This window comes from Herbaspirillum robiniae, assembly GCF_002213415.1.
In the GTDB taxonomy this organism is placed as follows: domain Bacteria; phylum Pseudomonadota; class Gammaproteobacteria; order Burkholderiales; family Burkholderiaceae_D; genus Herbaspirillum; species Herbaspirillum robiniae.
Window position 1 is genome coordinate 167,093 of the sequence record NZ_NJGU01000008.1, and the last position, 15,837, is coordinate 182,929.

14 protein-coding genes are annotated in these 15,837 nt (G+C 65.4%); all 14 read right to left on the bottom strand.

The window, feature by feature from the left end:
* Positions 1-20: 20 nt before the first annotated feature.
* Entirely contained in the window at positions 21-1,511 is a 1,491-nt protein-coding gene (locus CEJ42_RS16055) for an aldehyde dehydrogenase (protein WP_207760448.1), read from the bottom strand.
* Positions 1,512-1,530: 19 nt separating this feature from the next.
* Positions 1,531-2,331: an aspartate dehydrogenase gene (locus CEJ42_RS16060; RefSeq protein WP_088751765.1), complete on the bottom strand. Its 801-nt coding sequence runs from the start codon at positions 2,329-2,331 to the stop codon at positions 1,531-1,533.
* Between the two features lie 10 nt (positions 2,332-2,341).
* Positions 2,342-4,066 carry a thiamine pyrophosphate-binding protein gene (locus CEJ42_RS16065; RefSeq protein WP_088751766.1) on the bottom strand — a complete coding sequence of 575 codons (1,725 nt, stop codon included), beginning with the start codon at positions 4,064-4,066 and terminating at the stop codon, positions 2,342-2,344.
* Complete coding sequence (locus tag CEJ42_RS16070; RefSeq protein ID WP_088751767.1) at positions 4,059-4,883, bottom strand: SDR family oxidoreductase; 825 nt, start codon at positions 4,881-4,883, stop codon at positions 4,059-4,061. The genes CEJ42_RS16065 and CEJ42_RS16070 overlap by 8 nt, the downstream gene beginning before the upstream one ends.
* A 1-nt stretch (position 4,884) precedes the next feature.
* The gene (locus CEJ42_RS16075; protein ID WP_088751768.1) at positions 4,885-5,721 is read right to left on the bottom strand and encodes an IclR family transcriptional regulator; all 837 of its coding nucleotides are present in this window, start codon (positions 5,719-5,721) and stop codon (positions 4,885-4,887) included.
* A 21-nt stretch (positions 5,722-5,742) separates the two neighbouring features.
* Entirely contained in the window at positions 5,743-6,603 is an 861-nt protein-coding gene (locus tag CEJ42_RS16080) for an alpha/beta fold hydrolase (protein WP_088751769.1), read from the bottom strand.
* Positions 6,604-6,622: 19 nt separating this feature from the next.
* On the bottom strand, positions 6,623-7,159 hold the full coding sequence (locus CEJ42_RS16085) for a cupin domain-containing protein (RefSeq protein WP_088751770.1): 537 nt from the start codon (positions 7,157-7,159) through the stop codon (positions 6,623-6,625).
* Between the two features lie 32 nt (positions 7,160-7,191).
* Entirely contained in the window at positions 7,192-7,962 is a 771-nt protein-coding gene (locus CEJ42_RS16090) for an SDR family oxidoreductase (RefSeq protein ID WP_088751771.1), read from the bottom strand.
* A 24-nt stretch (positions 7,963-7,986) separates the two neighbouring features.
* Entirely contained in the window at positions 7,987-8,835 is an 849-nt protein-coding gene (locus CEJ42_RS16095; RefSeq protein ID WP_207760444.1) for an ABC transporter permease, read from the bottom strand.
* 2 nt (positions 8,836-8,837) lie between these two features.
* Entirely contained in the window at positions 8,838-9,833 is a 996-nt protein-coding gene (locus tag CEJ42_RS16100; RefSeq protein ID WP_088751772.1) for an ABC transporter substrate-binding protein, read from the bottom strand.
* A gap of 50 nt (positions 9,834-9,883) precedes the next feature.
* Complete coding sequence (locus CEJ42_RS16105; RefSeq protein WP_088751773.1) at positions 9,884-10,669, bottom strand: ABC transporter ATP-binding protein; 786 nt, start codon at positions 10,667-10,669, stop codon at positions 9,884-9,886.
* A 943-nt stretch (positions 10,670-11,612) separates the two neighbouring features.
* Entirely contained in the window at positions 11,613-13,073 is a 1,461-nt protein-coding gene (locus CEJ42_RS16110) for a cytochrome c (RefSeq protein WP_088751774.1), read from the bottom strand.
* 13 nt (positions 13,074-13,086) lie between these two features.
* A complete protein-coding gene (locus CEJ42_RS16115; protein ID WP_420840774.1) occupies positions 13,087-14,868 on the bottom strand; it encodes a GMC family oxidoreductase in 1,782 nt (593 codons plus the stop codon).
* A 47-nt stretch (positions 14,869-14,915) separates the two neighbouring features.
* On the bottom strand, positions 14,916-15,608 hold the full coding sequence (locus CEJ42_RS16120) for a gluconate 2-dehydrogenase subunit 3 family protein (protein WP_088751776.1): 693 nt from the start codon (positions 15,606-15,608) through the stop codon (positions 14,916-14,918).
* Positions 15,609-15,837: the final 229 nt, after the last annotated feature.

A 15,837-nucleotide genomic window follows, 5' to 3' on the forward strand; every position in this document is an offset into this window, starting at 1 on the left:
GTGCTTCTCCTGATTCCTGTTCATTGCGAGGCCGGCAGGCCGGCCCACGGCAGCGGCTGTTCGTTCATGCCCCAGTACATGGCCTTCTGCTCCATGTATTGCAGGATGCCCAGCCGGCCCTTCTCGCGGCCCAGGCCGCTGTCGCGCCAGCCGCCGAACGGCGTCGAGATCGAAAACTGCTTGTAGGTGTTGATCCAGACATTGCCGGCCTGGACCGCGCGGCCGATGCGCCACGCCTTCTTGTAGTCGCGCGTCCAGATGCCGGCGGCCAGCGCGTAGACGCTGTCGTTGGCCTGTTCGATCAACGCTTCTTCGTCGTCGAAGGGCATGGCCACCAGCACCGGGCCGAAGATCTCTTCCTGGCAGATGCGCTGGTCGTTGGTCACGCCTTCGATGATGGTCGGGGTGTAGTAGTAGCCGCGCTCGAAGGCCGCGCCCTGCGGACGCGTGCCGCCGGTGCGGATGCGGCCGCCGTCGGTGATGCCGATGTCGACGTAGCGCTCGATGCCCTCGCGGTGGCGCGCGGTGATCAGCGGCCCCATCTGGGTGCGCTCGTCGGCCGGGTCGCCCACGCGCAGTGCGGCCGCGCCGGCGGCCAGGCGTTCCATGAAGCTGTCGTACACGCCGCGCGCCACGAACAGGCGCGAACCGGCGATGCAGGACTCGCCCGAGCTGCTGAAGATGCCGTACAGCACACCGGCCACCGCGTGGTCGAGGTCGGCGTCGTCGAACACCATCGTGGGCGACTTACCGCCCAGCTCCAGCGAGACCGGCATCATTTTGTCGGCGGCGATGTGGGCGATGTGCTTGCCGGTAGTGGTGCCGCCGGTGAAGGACACGCGCTTGACCAGCGGATGCAGGGTGATGGCGTCGCCGATCACCGAGCCTTTGCCCGGCAGCACGCTGATCAGGCCCGCCGGCACGCCGGCTTCGATGCAGATCTTCGCCAGTTCCAGCGCGGCCAGCGGCGTGACCTCGGCCGGCTTGACCACCACCGCGTTGCCGGCGGCCAGGGCCGGCGCCATCTTCTGCGCTTCGCTGGCGATCGGTGAATTCCACGGCGTGATCGCGGCCACCACGCCCATCGGTTCGTAGACGCTCATGGTGAGGTTGTCGCCGCGCATGGGGGTGATCGTCTCCTCCAGCGTTTCGCAGGCGGCGGCGAAGAACTGGAAGGTGCCGGCGGCGCTGGCCACCAGGTTGCGCGTCTCGGTAATCGGCTTGCCGTTGTCCAGGCGCTGCAGTTGGGCCAGCTCCTCGCCGCGTTCGCGGATCAGCTGGGCCACGCGGTACAGCACGGCGGCGCGCTCATGCGGTTTCTTCTGCGCCCAGCCGCTGGTGCGGAAGGCCAGGTCGGCGCCGGCGATGGCTTCCTCGACGTCGGCCACGCTGGCCGCGTTCAGGTGCGCCACCGCTTCGCCGGTAGCCGGGTACAGCGTGGCGTAGCGGTCGCCGCCGCCTAGGCGCCATTGGCCGGCTACGCAGATGGGCAGGGTCTCGTTCAGGTTCATCATGTCCGGTTCAACTCGATCAGATCGACAGCGCGTGGGCACGGTTGCCCAGCGCGCGCACCACGCTGTACACGGTCAGCGCGGATGTCTTGGGATTGGCCGCCAGCGGCTTGCCGCGCATGGTCAGCTCGAAGCCGCCGAAGGCGCCTTTGGCTTCCACGTGGTGCACGTTCTCGGTGACGCCGGGGTCGGCGTACAGGCGCACCCGGGTCTGATCCAGCCCCAGGCCGGCCAGCGACAGCGTGGCGGCGACGTTGGCGTTCTTGGGATACAGGCGCGCGGCTTCGCGGGCGCTGCCTTCGAAGATCACCGTGGCTTCCTTCAGGCCGACCAGGTCGAAGGGGCCGTCGGCCGGCGTGTCCTTCCAGGCCTGCGGCGGCTTGCGGCCGGTGTAGACCACCGACTCCAGCCCGCCCACCTTGGCCGCGGACAGCGCGTCGATGGCGCCGATCGCGCCCGACAGCAGCTGGACCTGGGTCTTGCCGGCGCGGGCAGCGGCCTCCAGCTTTTCCACCAGGCCCGGTTCGGACAACGCGCCGATCGACACCACCATGCAGGGGATGCCGCGTTCCAGCGCGGGGATGATGTGCTCGCCGATGGCCTGGTGGCCGGCGCACTCGATCAGCAAGTCGGGCCGCTCGTCGCCCAGGCGCGTGACCACCTTGGCCGCCGGCGCCAGCGAGGACACCACGCCGCGCGCGCTGTCCATGTGCGCCTCGGGCACCACCACCATGTCGAAGGCGACCTCGGGATCGCACTTCAGGATCTCCATCACGCCGGCGCCGATGGCGCCGCAACCGATCATCGAAACGTGCAGCATGACCGGCTCCTTATGCCGCCGTGGCGGCGTTGGTGGCGGCTTCGACCACGGCGGCGGCGGCAGCGGCGGCCTTTTCCTTCTCGTTGACCGGCGGGCCGGCGAAGGCGGTCTTGAAGCTGCCGATGGAGAGCATGTCGATCTCCAGCAGGAACGGGCCCTTCTGCGACAGCGCCTCGTCCAGGCCGGCGGCGACGTCGGCGAGATTGCTGATGCGCTTGTGACGCAGCTTCAGCGCGGCCGACAGCTGTTCGTAGTCCGGCGTGTGCAGGTCGACGTAATGACGGCGGCCGCCGTATTGCACGTCCTGGATGTTCTTGATGACGCCGTAGCCCTTGTCGTTCATCAGCACGATGACCATGTCGGCCTGCTCTTGGACCGCGGTGGCGAGTTCGCCCAGGTTCAGGATGAAGCCGCCGTCGCCGGCCAGGGTGAAGGTCTTCTTGCCCGACTGCGTGACGGCCGCGCCGATGGCCGCGCCGATGCCCATCGCCAGGCCCTGGCCGATGCCGCCGCCCAGCGCATGCACGCCGGCGCGCGGATCGAAGATGCGCAGGTAACGGTTGCCCCAGGTGCTGTTGGAGACGGTGACGTCGCGCACCCAGTTGAATTCGCGGCCGGCCGCCTTCTGCAGTTGCTCGACCAGCGCGCTGTAGGGGCCGAGACCATCGACCAGGCCGCCCACGGCGGTGTCGCGCGCCTTTTTCAGGTCGCCCATGAAGGCCGGGTCGACCTTGAGTGCGGCCAGGCGATCGGCCAGGCCTTGCAGCACCAGCGCGGAGTCGCCGCAGACGAAGTAGTCGCTGGTGTAGCAGCGGCCTTCGGCGGCCGGGTCGGCGTCCACGCGGTACAGCGGGCGCGGCAGCTTCAGTTCGTACTTCAGGGTCTCGTTGCCGCGCAGGCGCGAGCCGATCACCAGCATGGCGTCGCAGCTCTGGTAGAAATTCTCGACCGGCTTGTGCAGGTTGAAGGCGCCCAGCGAACGCGGATCGTCTTCGGCCACGATGCCGCGGCCCTGGGTGCTGGTGACCACGCCGAAGCCGAGTTGCAGCAGGCGCTCCACCTGTGCGCCGGCATGGCGCGCGCCGCCTCCCAGCCACAGCAGCGGACGCTTGGCCTTTAGCAGGCGCTCGGCCAGTTCGTCGAGGGCGCGCTCGGAGGGCACGTTCTGCGGGATTGCCAGCGGCTGCAGGTCGGACGGCATGGGGATCAGCGCGGCCTGGATGTCGATGGGGATTTCCACCGACACCGGCCCCATCGGCGGCGTCAGTGCGGTCTGCACGGCCAGCTTGATGGTGCTTACCGCGGTCTCCACGCTGCGGATGCGGAAGGCGGCCTTGGAGATCGCCTTCAACATGGTCAGCTGGTCCGGCGCCTCGTGGATATAGGCCAGGCTCTGGTCGAGGTAAGGCGTTTCGATCTGGCCGGTCAGGTGCAGCAGCGGGGTGCCGGCGGTCAATGCTTCGACCATGGCGCCCGCGGCGTTGCCGGCGGCAGTGCCGGTCGAGGTCAGGCATACGCCCAGGCCACCGGTGGTGCGGGCGCAGGCGTCGGCCATGTTGGCGCCGCCGGCTTCGCCGCGCGCCGGGATGAAGCGGATCTTGCCGCGCTCGCCGAAGGCGTCGAGGATCGGCATGTTGTGGATCGAGATCACGCCGAACGCCGCCTTGACGCCGACTTGCTCGAGGAAGGCGGCGATGGCGCAGCCCACGGTTACTTGGTTGGTGGTATTAGGCATGGCGGGAAAGTCCTCCTGAAACATCGATATGGCTGCCTGTTGTGTACGAGGAAAGCGGCGAAGCGAGAAACAGAATCGCGCGCGCGGCTTCCTGGGGAAGGCCGAGACGGCCGAGTTGGATATTCTTTTTCTGCGCCAGCGCAGCGGCCCATTGCTGCCAGCTCTGGTCTTGCTGTTCGGGAGGACGCGCCTGGTAGCGGCGGCGCCACTGGCCGGATTCGACCAGCCCGATCAGGATGCCGTTGACGCGCACCCGGGGCGCGTCGCCATTGGCGAATTCGGTGGCCAGCGAACGCACCAGGTTGTGCACGCCGGCGCGGGCGGCGGAAGTGGCCACCATGTGCGGCTCGGGCTGGGTCGCCAGCAGCGAATTGACGCAGACGATGGCGGCGTCGCCGTGCGCCGCGCTGCTCTTCTGCAACTGCGGCAGGAAGGCGCGGGTCGGGTAGATCACCGAGAAGAACTTCAGCCGCAGCTCTTCGCTCCAGGCCTCGTCGGCGGTGTCGGCGAAGGTCGAGACGCGACCCTGGCCGGCGTTGTTGACCAGCATGGCGACCGGGCCGAGCTCGCGCTCGACGGCGGCGGCGAAGGCCTGCACCTGTTCCTGCGACAGCACGTCGCAGGTCGCGGTGTACAACCGGGCCTGCGGGAAGCGCTCGCGCAGCGCGGCCTCGGCCTGTTGCAGGCGGTCGGCGTCTCGGCCGCAGAAGGCGACGGCGGCGCCGGCCTCCAGCAGCTGCTCGACGGTGGCCAGGCCGATGCCCGACGAACCGCCGGTGACTACCGCCACCTTGCCTTGAAGGGAAGTCATGGCCATCTCAGCTCCGCCATATGTTGACGACCTTGCCGTCCGACTTCTCGGGCGAATGGTCGAGCAGGCGCGACAGTTCGCCGGCGGTGTCGCGCACGCGGGCGACGATGCCGTCCAGCTGGCTGGCCTCGATGTGCGGCGACGGAATGGTGGCGCCCATGGCCGCCACCACCAGGCCGGAGTGGTCGCGCACCGGCGCGGCCACGGTGGAGATGCTGGTCTCGAAGAAACCTTCCTGCAGCACGAAGCCGCGCTCCTTGTCGGCCTGGACCATGTCGAACAGCTCGACCACGGTCTTGGGCGTGTTGCTGGAGAAGACCTCCAGGTGCTCTTCCGGATACAGCTCGCGCAGTTGCGGCAGGGTCAGGTCTTCCAGCAGCACGCGGCCCAGCACGGTGGCATGCGCCGGCAGGCGGGTGCCGACATTGACGTGGCTGGTGAAGGCGGTCTGGGTGACCGCCTTGGCGACGTAGACGATGGAGCGGCCGTCGCGCACCACCAGGTTGCAGGAGTAGCCGATCTCGTTGCGCAGGCGGTCCAGCAGCGGGCGGCCGATCTCGGTCAGTTCCAGCGAGGCCAGGTATTCGAAGCCCAGGCGCAGCACCGACATGCCCAGGCGGTATTCGCGGCCGCCGTCGGTGCGCTCGACAAAGCCCATGCGCTCCAGCGTGGCCAGCAGGCGAAACACGGTCGAACGCGGCACGTCCAGGCGGCGCGCCAGCTCGGGCGCGCCCAGGGTCTTGTCCTGGCGGCTGAATTCGCACAGCAGGCGCAGGCCGCGTTCCAAGCCGGGCACGGAATACTTGTCTTGCGATTCTTCTTCTGGCAGCACTGGTTTGTTCATGATTGTTTGTTCTTGGTTGGGTTATTCGGATTGTTCGCGGATCAGCGCCGCGAAGGCCGCCGGCTGTTCGATGTAGCAGGCGTGGCCGGCGGCATCCACCAGCCTGAAGGGCAGCGCGTGGCGTTGCGCCAGCTGCTCGCTGGCCTGCGGCGTGGTTACCACGTCCAGCGCGCCGCAAGCCACCGACAGGCCCTGCCGCGGCGCCACGCTCAGGTAGCCGTCGATATCGTCGCCGCACAGCAGGTGCACGGCCTGGGTGTAGCCGGCCGGATCCAGCCATTGCATGTTCCAGCACACCCAGGCGTGATGGACTTCGGCGGCGTGCTCCGACAACAGGCGCGAGCGCTTGGCGGCCATACCTTCGATGCCCAACGCGGCCAGCGCGCCCAGGCGCTCCTGTTCCACTTCGCGCGCACGTTCGCGCTTGCCCGGCGCGCCGTAGCCCTGCGCCGGATCGGCCAGCAACACGCGCCGCGCACGGCGGTCGCCGCCGGCAAGATAGGCTGCGGCCATCAGCGCCCCCAGCGAGTGGCCGACCAGCACGCAGTCGGTGATCTCCAGCGCGCGCAGCATCTGCTGCAGCCGCGCGGCGTAGTCGGACGCCTTCGGACGCGCCATCGGCAACGGCGTCGAGCGGCCGTAGCCGGGCGCGTTCCAGGCGATCACGCGGGCGCCCGCCTCCAGCCTGAGCGCGCACTGCAACCAGGATGCGGCCCCCGAGCTGATCCCGTGCAGCAGCACCACCGCCGGTCCCGTGCCGCAGCTGCGGTAGGAGGCCACGCCGCCGTCGACGGCGACGGTGCGTTCGGCGAAACGGCCTTCCAGCAGCGCGAGCTGGTCCTTCAGCTCTTCGGCGCAGGTGACGGTGGCGGATGCGTTCATGGCGTGGAGGTCGGTGCGATCAGCGCTTGATCGAGGCCAGCGGATGTTCCGGTGGATAGGTCGGGGTGATGGGCTTCTTGGCGCCCAGCATCACGCACATCAGCGCGTCTTCGTCGCCGATGTTGATCTCTTCGCGGTACACGCCCGGCGGCACCGACACCACGTCGCGGTCAGTCAGGATGGTTTCGAAGCGCTCGCCGTCCTTTTCCAGCACCAGCTTCAACTTGCCGCGCAGGACGAAGAACACTTCCTCGACGTCGATGTGCAGGTGCGGCGGGCCTTCGTGGCCGGCCGGGATGATCATGGTCGAGAAGGTGAAGTGCTCGGACGGGATGACGTTGGTGTCGTGCGACACGCCGGTGCCGCCGGTGCCGATGTAGCGCATCTGCGCGCGGCGGAACTTGGGGTCGTAGTCGGCCTGGAACTTCAGCGCGTTCCAGTCGTACTTGCGCGTGGACAGGCGCGCCACGCGCGACTCCATCCAGTCGGCGAAGCTGGCGCCTTCGGGGCGATCCCAGCTCCGGGCGATGTTTTCTTGTTCGGACATGTCGGTCATGCTGTTCTCCTTGCAATAAATGATGGAAAGCCTTAGTTGAGGACAAAACCGCCGTTGACCGCCATCACCTGTCCGGTGAAGAAGCGCGACATGTCCGACAAGGCGAACACGACGGCGCCGCACACGTCCTCCGGCAACTGGTCGCGCTGGATGGCGCGGCGGTCGAAATAGGTCTGGTGGCGCGCCTGCGGCACGTACTCGGTGGCCTCCACCAGGGTCAGGCCGGGTGCCACCGCGTTGACGGTGATGTTGTCGCCGCCCAGCTCGCGCGCCAGCGAACGGGTCATGCCGATCACCGCGCTCTTGCTGGCGACATAGGCCAGCAGATTGGGCGCGCCCCACAGCGGTGTGTCCGACGACAGGTTGACGATGGCGCCGCGGCCCGAGGCGCGCAGCGCCGGCAGGCAGGCGTTGGTCATCAGCCAGGTGCCGCGCACGTTAACATCCATGACGCGGTCCCACATCTCCACTTCCAGCTGTTCGCTGCTCTTGCCGCCGGAATTGGTGATGGCGGCGTTGTTGACCAGGCCATCCAGGCCGCCCAGCCAGCCGGTGGCGGCGGCGACGCAGGCCTTGATCGATGCCGGATCGGCCAGGTCGACGGCGAAGCCTTCGACCTTCAGGCCGCGCTCTTTCAGCGCGGCCACCGACTTGCCCAGCTGTTCCTGCAGAATGTCAGCCATGGCCACGGCGGCGCCCGCTTCGGCGATGGCGGCGACGAACGCCAGGCCGAGGCCGCGCGCTGCGCCAGTGACCAGAATGCGCCGTCCCGCCAAAAGGGTTGCCGTGCTTGCTACGGACATGAATTCGCTCCTGTTGTGGTTGGATCAGACGGTGCTGGTATTGGCTTTGGGCAGGTAATGCAGGACACGGCGTTCGGCCCATACCACCACGCCATAGGTAACCACGCCGATCAGGGTCAGCGCCACGATGGAGACGAACACGGCGGCAGTGTTGCCCTGCCCTTCGCCGTCCACCAGCAGGTAACCCAGGCCCTGGTTGCCGCCCACCAGTTCGCCCACGGTCACGCCGATCACCGACAGCGTGGAGGCGATGCGCAAGCCGGAGAACAGCGCCGGCAAAGCGGAGCGGAACTCGACCAGCTGGAAGATCTGCCAGCGGCCGGCGTTGAGCGTGCGCACCAGGTTGACCATGTCGGGGTCGACGGTGCGGATCGCGGAGAGCACGTTGATCATGATCGGGAAGAACACGATCAGTACCGCGACGATGATCTTGGGATAGATGGTGTAGCCCAGCCACATCACGAACAGCGGCGCGAAGGCCACCTTGGGCGCGATCTGCAGCGCCAAGATGTAAGGCGAGAGCATGGCCTCGGCGCGCGGCGACAGGCCCAGGGCCACACCCACGGCCAGGCCCAGCAGAGCGCCGAAGAAAAAGCCCAGCACTACTTCCATGGCGGTGATACCGAAGTGCTGCAGCAATTGGGCGTTGTTCCACATCACCACCGATTCGCGCACCACCTGCATGAAGTTGGGCAGGATGTATTCGGGCATGCCCAGCAAACCCGGACCCCATTGCCAAGCGGCGATGAACAACACCAGCAGGGCCAGGCTGCCGCACACGGTGCGGGCTTTTTCGGTGATCGCCGGACGGCGCGCTGGTACGGCGGGCTCGGGGGTGGGCATGGTCAGGTCTTTCGCTGTCGTGGTATTCATGATTACTTCGCCACTCCGACGAACTGATTGGTAAACAGGTCGTTGACCGGCGTGGCCTTGGTGACGATGCCTTCGCTCACGTAAAACTTCTGCACCGCGTCCATGCGGCCAGAGTCGATCTGGCCCAGGGTCTTCTGGTTGGCGTAGACGTACTTGTTGTACATCTCGAAGGTGGACTGAATGCTGGCTTCCTTGCCCTTGTAAGTGGGCAGTGCGGCGACGTAGTCGTCGGCGGCGGCCTTGGGGTCCTTCATGATGTCCTGCATGCCGCGCAGGGTGGCGCGCACCAGCTTCTTCAAAAGCTCGGGGTTCTTCTTGATGGTGTCGTCGGAAGCCAGGATGGCCTGGGCCATGCTCTTGAAGCCGCCGTTGTCGAGCAGCTCGACCTTGGCGCCGGCGTCAGTGGAGTTGACCACCCAGTCAGGCACACCGGCGAAGGCCGACGATTTGCCTGAGGTGAACAGCTGCCACACGCCTGCCGGTCCGGCGGCCTGGATCTGCACGTCGGTCTTGGTCAGGCCGGCGGTCTTCAGGCTACCGAGGAAGGCGTAATAGGTGGTGTCGGTATAGGACATGACGGTGACGGTCTTGCCCTTCAGGTCCTTCAGGCCCTTGATGCCGTCAGCCGGGTTGGCCGCGACCATGGTCACGGAGCCGGCGCCCAGCACAGCGATGGCCTTCACGGGAATGCCGTTGGCGCGTACCACGATCGGGGTGTCGCCGATGGCGCCGCCGATGACGGCGTTGCCGGCGCCGATCTGCTTGGCGACGTCGACGCCGCCCTTGGCCACGATGAAACTGACCTTCAGGTTTTCGTCGGCGTAGTAGCCCTTGTGCTGGGCCAGCACCCAGGGCGCGAAGGCCGGCGAGTTCGGCGGGGCAGGCAACAGGTAAGTAACTTCTTCCGGTGCGGCGTGGGCAACGGCAGGCACGACGGCGGCGCCGATGGCGGCGGTCAGGGCCAGCGCGCTACAGGCGGATGCGAACAATTTTTTCATGTTTCCAGCTCTCCCTTTGGGGTCTTCGTTGACGTAGGTTGCGGCTTGAATCAGTGCAGCTCGGCGGTTTCCTTGCCCACTTTGAGCAGTTCCATCAGGCGCCCTTGCAGTGGTCCGATTTCGGGCAGCTTGCGACGCTCCAGCGGGTTGTCGCGGAACGGCAGGTCGACTGTGATTTCCTCGACGATGGTGCCGGGACGCTCGCTCATGACCAGCAGGCGATCCGACAGGGCGATGGCTTCCACCAGGTCGTGGGTAATGAAGAGCGCGGTCTTCTTTTTCTCGTAGAGCATCTTGGCCAGGTCTTGCTGCAGCACCATCTTGGTCTGCGCATCCAGCGCCGAGAACGGCTCGTCCAGCAGCAGCACCTGGGGATCAACGGCCAGCGTGCGAGCTAGTGCGGCGCGCTGGCGCATGCCGCCGGAGAGTTGGTACGGATAGTGCTCCTCGAAGCCCTTGAGATGGCACTTGGCCAGCAGCTCGTCGGCGATGCGGCGGCGCTCGGCCTGGGCCATGCCATCGATCTCCAAGCCGAGGGTGACGTTGGCGCGGATATTGCGCCATGGCATGAGCAGATCCTTTTGCAGCATGAAGGCGACCTTGCGCACCGGCTTGGTCACCTTCTCGCCGCCGACGAAGACTTCGCCTTCGGTAGGCAGGTACAGGCCGGCGCCCATGTTGAGCAGAGTGCTCTTGCCGCAGCCGGAGGGGCCGATGATGGAGACCACCTCGCCACTCTTGATGGACAGGTTAACGTTGGTGACGGCAGCGCGGGGTTGCGCCGTCTGGCGGTCGACGAAGCTCTTGCCGACCTTGCGGAATTCGATTTCGATCATGTTGCCTCTGCTGATTGGCCTGGCGCCTTGTGGCGCCCCAGCTATTCTTCCCGGCTTGCCGCTTCTATCGAGCGGGTGTCTCCAGCCGGGCACCGAAACGTTCCATATATAAAACAACAATTTATATATGGGAGATATGTGCATTGAATATAGCAGATATTCCCGAACAAAATGATCTATTTTGTTCCATATATAAACTGATGATTTATATAAAAACCGTTTTCCCTTTTCAAAGCAATGTATGTGCCAGGCTGAAAGCGCCGTTTCAGCGTGGATTTCCCCAGCGCCGCGCACCAAACGGGTTCGCAGAAAGCCGCGCAGGTGCAAAAAGCGCCCAACTTTAAACTTGTCGCGTAAAGGAAACGAACGGGCGGAGCCGCACGCCCTCGGAGTCTCGTTATTGAGTTGAGTGCAGATTTGCACCCGCTATTTCCCCAACCTGCCATTGCTACCAAAGGTGTCATGTGGATCGTGCGATCCTAATACCCCACCTCTTTCAAGTCCGGGATAGCTACTTTGGGGTCTTCTTTGCTGGCAGGGCTGGAGGCTGCCGAATGCACTGCTCCGAGCGATGGAACGCCTTGCGATATGTGAGGGGCGGCTCACTTGGGTGCGAATACAGCGAGGGACTATGTTGCGTCGGGCGCCAAGCCTAGGGCGGGCGCCCTTTTTGATCAAAATGCGCTCTTTGATATACAAGCGCCGAACAATTCCTAGTAAGCGCGCATTACTATCTGCGGCCCTCTCCCTCCCAGCTCTGTGGGAGCTCATGGCCTGAACATGAAATAACTATGGAGCAGCTTCCGGCAAAGCTAGGAAGTTTTCAGCCGGCACAACAGCTGCGACAGGGAAGTCTCCGATATATGAAGTCAGCTTTCGGCCAGAAGCAGACGTTCCCTACTAGGAGGAAGATGGAGGCATCAGCTCCACACAGAGCTAGCCGCTAATTCTTCCTGGCTTCGACAGGCCTGACATCCTTTCTGATCTTCGCCACGTCCGCCGCGCTGACCTTGCCGCCGCGGTTGCCCCATGCTGTCTGGACATAGGAAGCGACGTCAGCGACCTGCTGGTCGTCGAGGATGTTCGCATACGGCGCCATCGTCAGGCCGGCGGTGGCGGCGTGCGTGGATGGCTGCACCCCGCCCGACAGGATGATGTGGATGGCGGATGTGCCGTCCTGGCCCTGCAGCACCGGATTGCCGGCCAGGGGCGGGAAGGCCTTGCCGTAGCCGGTGCCGTTGGCGCGGTGGCAGGCCGCACAACGGTCGAGATAGAGCGTCGCGCCGGCTCCCTGCGGACGGCCCTCATACGCGGCGACCGCGCTGGCGTCCTCGTACTTGTAAGCCGCGGCGCCGTTCCCGCCCGGTAGCCCCAGCAGATACTTCGCCATCGCGTTCAGGTCGGCCTCGCTCATGTATTGCATCGAATGCTCGATCACGTCATTCATGGCGCCGAACGAGGCCGCATGGCGATTGCGGCCGGTGCGCAGGAATTCCACCAGCTCGGCCTGGCTCCAGCCGGCCAGGCCGCCGCCGTGCTCATTGCGCAGCGAGGGCACGGCCCAGCCGTCGATGACCTGCCCGCCGGAGAGGAACAATTTGCCATCGTCGTCGGACAGCGCCTTCTCCTGCATCGTGACCGAGCGCGGCGTGTGGCAGCTGCCGCAGTGTCCCAGCCCCTCGACCAGGTAAGCGCCGCGCGCCAGCTGCTGGTCGGTGCCAGCCGGCGGCGTGTAAGGCGCGGCGGTCGGCGCAAACACCTTGCGCCAGATGCCCAACGGCCAGCGCATCGACAGCGGCCAGGGAATGCCATTGTCGCGATTGGCCTGCGGCACGGGCGGTACCGCCTGTGAGAAATACGCGTACAGCGCATGCACGTCTTCGTCGCTCAGGCGCGAATACGAGGGGTACGGCATGGCCGGATAGGTGGTGTAGCCGGCCTTGGTGACGCCGGTGCGCATCAGGCGGGCGAAGTCTTCGTAGCTCCAGTCGCCGATGCCATGGATCTTGTCGGACGTGATGTTGGTTGAGTAGATGGTGCCGATCGGCGAATTGATCGGCAGGCCGCCGGCGAATGGCGCCCCACCCTTGGCCGTGTGGCAGGCAATGCAGTCGCCGGCGCGCGCCAAGTAGGCGCCACGTTGCAGCTCACGGTCGGCGTCGGTCAGCGGCTGGCCGGCGGCGGCCTTCTTATCTAGGCGCTCACTCAACGCCGCATCGGCAGGCTGCAGCGCCAGCGGCTGGTGGCGCGTCACTTCTATTGTCTCCAGCCGTTGGGAAGGTGCCGGGGCGGGCGGCGCGGCCACCGTCAGCGAACCGTCGGCCAGGGCCAGCCCGCAGGCGGCGCCTGCCAAAACGAGGACGACGCCGAAGGCGGCGGACAATCTCAGGGTGCGTTTGCTCATGGCAGCCTCGTCCTCAGGCGTTGACTAGCGGACGCGGGTCTTTCAGGTAGTCCTCGCGGATCGCCCTGGCCGACCAGTACGCCAGCGCCACGGCCGCCCCGGTCGGGTTGTAGCCGATACCCTGGGCGAACACGCCGGAGCCGACAGCGAACACGTTGTGCACGTCCCAGCTCTGTAGGTAGCGGTTCAGCACGCTGGTGCCCGGGTCCATCCCCATGGCCACGCCACCAGCCCAGTGCGTGGTCTGGTAGGAGCGCAAGTCGGGCGCGTCGCCGACCTGCTTGACGGTGACGTTAATGGCCTTGGGATTCAGGTTGTGGGCAATCTTCACCGCTTGGTCGGTGACGTAGCGGCTCATGCGGATGTCGTTGTCCTTCCAGTCGAAGGTGAAGCGCAGCAAAGGCTGGCCGAAGGCATCCTTGTAGGTGGGATCGAGATCGACATAGACATCGCGGTACACCATGTTGGCGCCGTGGGCGTCGAAGGACATGGTGTTGAGGTAGCTGTCCTTGACCGCCGTCTTCCATTGCCGGCCCCACTTTGGGGTGCCAGGCGGCACCGGGATGCCGGAGATCGGCTTGGAACCGGCTGGGTTGGACCAGATCGGCGAGCCGCCGACGAAGCCCAGCGGGCCGTGGTCGAAGTGGTCGCCGTTGAAATCGTCGATGGCCACTCCGTTGCCACCGGCACCGATGAAGCCGTTGATATTCTTGCCCGGCTCGAAGAAAGCGTTCACGGTGGCCATCATCTGGAAAGCGACGTTGCGACCTACAACCCCGCTGCCCGACACCGGGTCGTAGGGCTTGCCAATGCCGGACAGCAAAAACAGGCGCGCGTTATTGTAGGCAAAGGTACTGGCAATGACGATGGTGGCCGGCTGGAACACGGTATCGCCGCGACCGTCGACGTAGGTGACGCCGGTGGCTTTCTTCTTGCTGTCGTCCAGCTCGATGCGCAGCACGTTGCATTCGGTGCGCAACTCGAACAGTGGCGTCTGGCGCAGTGCCGGCAGGATGTTGACGTTGGGCGAGGCCTTCGAATAGTTGTAGCAGGCGTAGCCGGAGCAAAAGCCGCAGAAGGTGCAAGGCCCCATCTGGCAGCCATATTGGTTGACGTAGGGCGCCGAAGCGTTGGCCGAAGGCAGCGTGAACGGATGGAAACCGGCCTCCTCGGCCGCCTTGCGGAACAGCGCCGACTGGTACTGCTCCTTTTGTGCCGGCAGCGGGAAGGCATCGGAACGGTTGGCCTCGAACGGGTTGCCCTTGGCATCCACCACCTTGCCGCCGACGCGGTAGGCGGTGCCGGAGGTGCCCATCATCTTCTCGCCGAAATCGAAGTACGGTTCCAGTTCTTCGTAGCTCACGCCCCAGTCCTGCAGGGTCATGTCGGCCGGGATGAATTTCTTGCCGTAGCGCTCCTCGTAATGGCTGCGCATGCGCAGCTCCTCGGGCAGGATACGCCAGTGGCAACCGGACCAGTGCAGCCCGGCGCCACCCACGCCCTCGCCCGGCTTGAACATGGCGATCTGGCGGTAGGGAATGGCGGTGTCGGCCATCTTGCGGCGGAAGGTGAAGGACGATTTTGCGATGTTCTGGAACAGCTTGAAACGCTGCTGGTATTCAAGCTCATCGATGGTCTTGGGATAGGCACCGTCGGGATAGGTGTCGCGATAGACGCCGCGTTCCAGCGCCACCACGCTCAGTCCGGTCTCGGTCATTTCCTTGGCCATGATGGCACCGGTCCATCCGAAACCAACGATGGCGACGTCCACTGGCTTCATGTTCTTATGTGCCACGTTCTTGTCCTTGTTCTGGTCGATCGGGGATGCAGCGCACGCGCCGCTCAGCCGCGTGATACCGGCGGCAGCGGGTATTTCTTGCCGTACTGTTCGACCCAGTCGAAGTAATCGGCGCGCGCGCCCGGGAAGCCGATCATCTTCCACGACAGCATGCCCTTGTTGCCTCCGTCGGCCGGGTCGCAGAAATAGCCTTCGCGCACGTTTTGCAGCAGCTGCGTGAAGAACGCGCCGGCGGGGATCTCCCCCATCTGCAGCGAACCCTTCTCAAGATTGCCGATTGCTTCGATGCGCTGCGCCTCCGCCAGCGCGGCAAAATCCTTGCCGTATTGCTGGCGGATCGCGGCCGCGAAACCGGCCAGCGCCTTCCTGTAGAGCTCGGTCGGCGGAAACGGCAACTGGTAGCCGAACGCCGCCGGCGCGCCGGGGTCGAATGGGCCTTGCATATACCAGAGCTGGCCTTTTCCGTAGGGGGTATTCATCTGCGCATCGATGAACTCAGGGACGCCTGCTTGGATCGCGCCCGGACCGGTCTCATCGGCCGGAATCATGGTGTCGGCCATGGCGCCGAGCAGCGTGAATTCTTCCAGGCTGAAGAAAGTGGGCGTGTAGGGCGCTGTACCTTGCGCTTGCCCGCGTAGCGCCGGAGCTGCCACCAAGGCTACTGCCGCAGCCGGAGCGGCCGCAAGGGCACCGCGCAGAAAGCCGCGGCGGTTGGCCGAAATGCCGATTTTTTTCATGGGTAATTCCCGCTCGAAAAGAAGTCTTATTGCATTCTTTATTTCATCGCCGCCTTGTTTGGCGAGAAGGGGCGCGCGTTCATTCGCCTGACTAGGATAGGAGATGCTCTCTTGTCCGCTTGAATTGAGGCTTTCTTTGGCCAGATAGTTCCGATAAATCAGTTCACCGAGAAGCAACTCTTAATTGGGAGGAAATGCGCGCCGAACTGATCGACCAGGGAGACCCCTA

Coding starts and splice junctions, on each gene's coding strand:
- CEJ42_RS16100 (WP_088751772.1), bottom strand. CDS start 9,833: ATGAAAAAATTGTTCGCATCCGCCTGTAGCGCGCTGGCCCTGACCGCC.
- CEJ42_RS16065 (WP_088751766.1), bottom strand. CDS start 4,066: ATGCCTAATACCACCAACCAAGTAACCGTGGGCTGCGCCATCGCCGCC.
- CEJ42_RS16120 (WP_088751776.1), bottom strand. CDS start 15,608: ATGAAAAAAATCGGCATTTCGGCCAACCGCCGCGGCTTTCTGCGCGGT.
- CEJ42_RS16060 (WP_088751765.1), bottom strand. CDS start 2,331: ATGCTGCACGTTTCGATGATCGGTTGCGGCGCCATCGGCGCCGGCGTG.
- CEJ42_RS16075 (WP_088751768.1), bottom strand. CDS start 5,721: ATGAACAAACCAGTGCTGCCAGAAGAAGAATCGCAAGACAAGTATTCC.
- CEJ42_RS16110 (WP_088751774.1), bottom strand. CDS start 13,073: ATGAGCAAACGCACCCTGAGATTGTCCGCCGCCTTCGGCGTCGTCCTC.
- CEJ42_RS16080 (WP_088751769.1), bottom strand. CDS start 6,603: ATGAACGCATCCGCCACCGTCACCTGCGCCGAAGAGCTGAAGGACCAG.
- CEJ42_RS16085 (WP_088751770.1), bottom strand. CDS start 7,159: ATGACCGACATGTCCGAACAAGAAAACATCGCCCGGAGCTGGGATCGC.
- CEJ42_RS16105 (WP_088751773.1), bottom strand. CDS start 10,669: ATGATCGAAATCGAATTCCGCAAGGTCGGCAAGAGCTTCGTCGACCGC.
- CEJ42_RS16070 (WP_088751767.1), bottom strand. CDS start 4,883: ATGGCCATGACTTCCCTTCAAGGCAAGGTGGCGGTAGTCACCGGCGGT.
- CEJ42_RS16055 (WP_207760448.1), bottom strand. CDS start 1,511: ATGAACCTGAACGAGACCCTGCCCATCTGCGTAGCCGGCCAATGGCGC.
- CEJ42_RS16090 (WP_088751771.1), bottom strand. CDS start 7,962: ATGTCCGTAGCAAGCACGGCAACCCTTTTGGCGGGACGGCGCATTCTG.
- CEJ42_RS16095 (WP_207760444.1), bottom strand. CDS start 8,835: ATGAATACCACGACAGCGAAAGACCTGACCATGCCCACCCCCGAGCCC.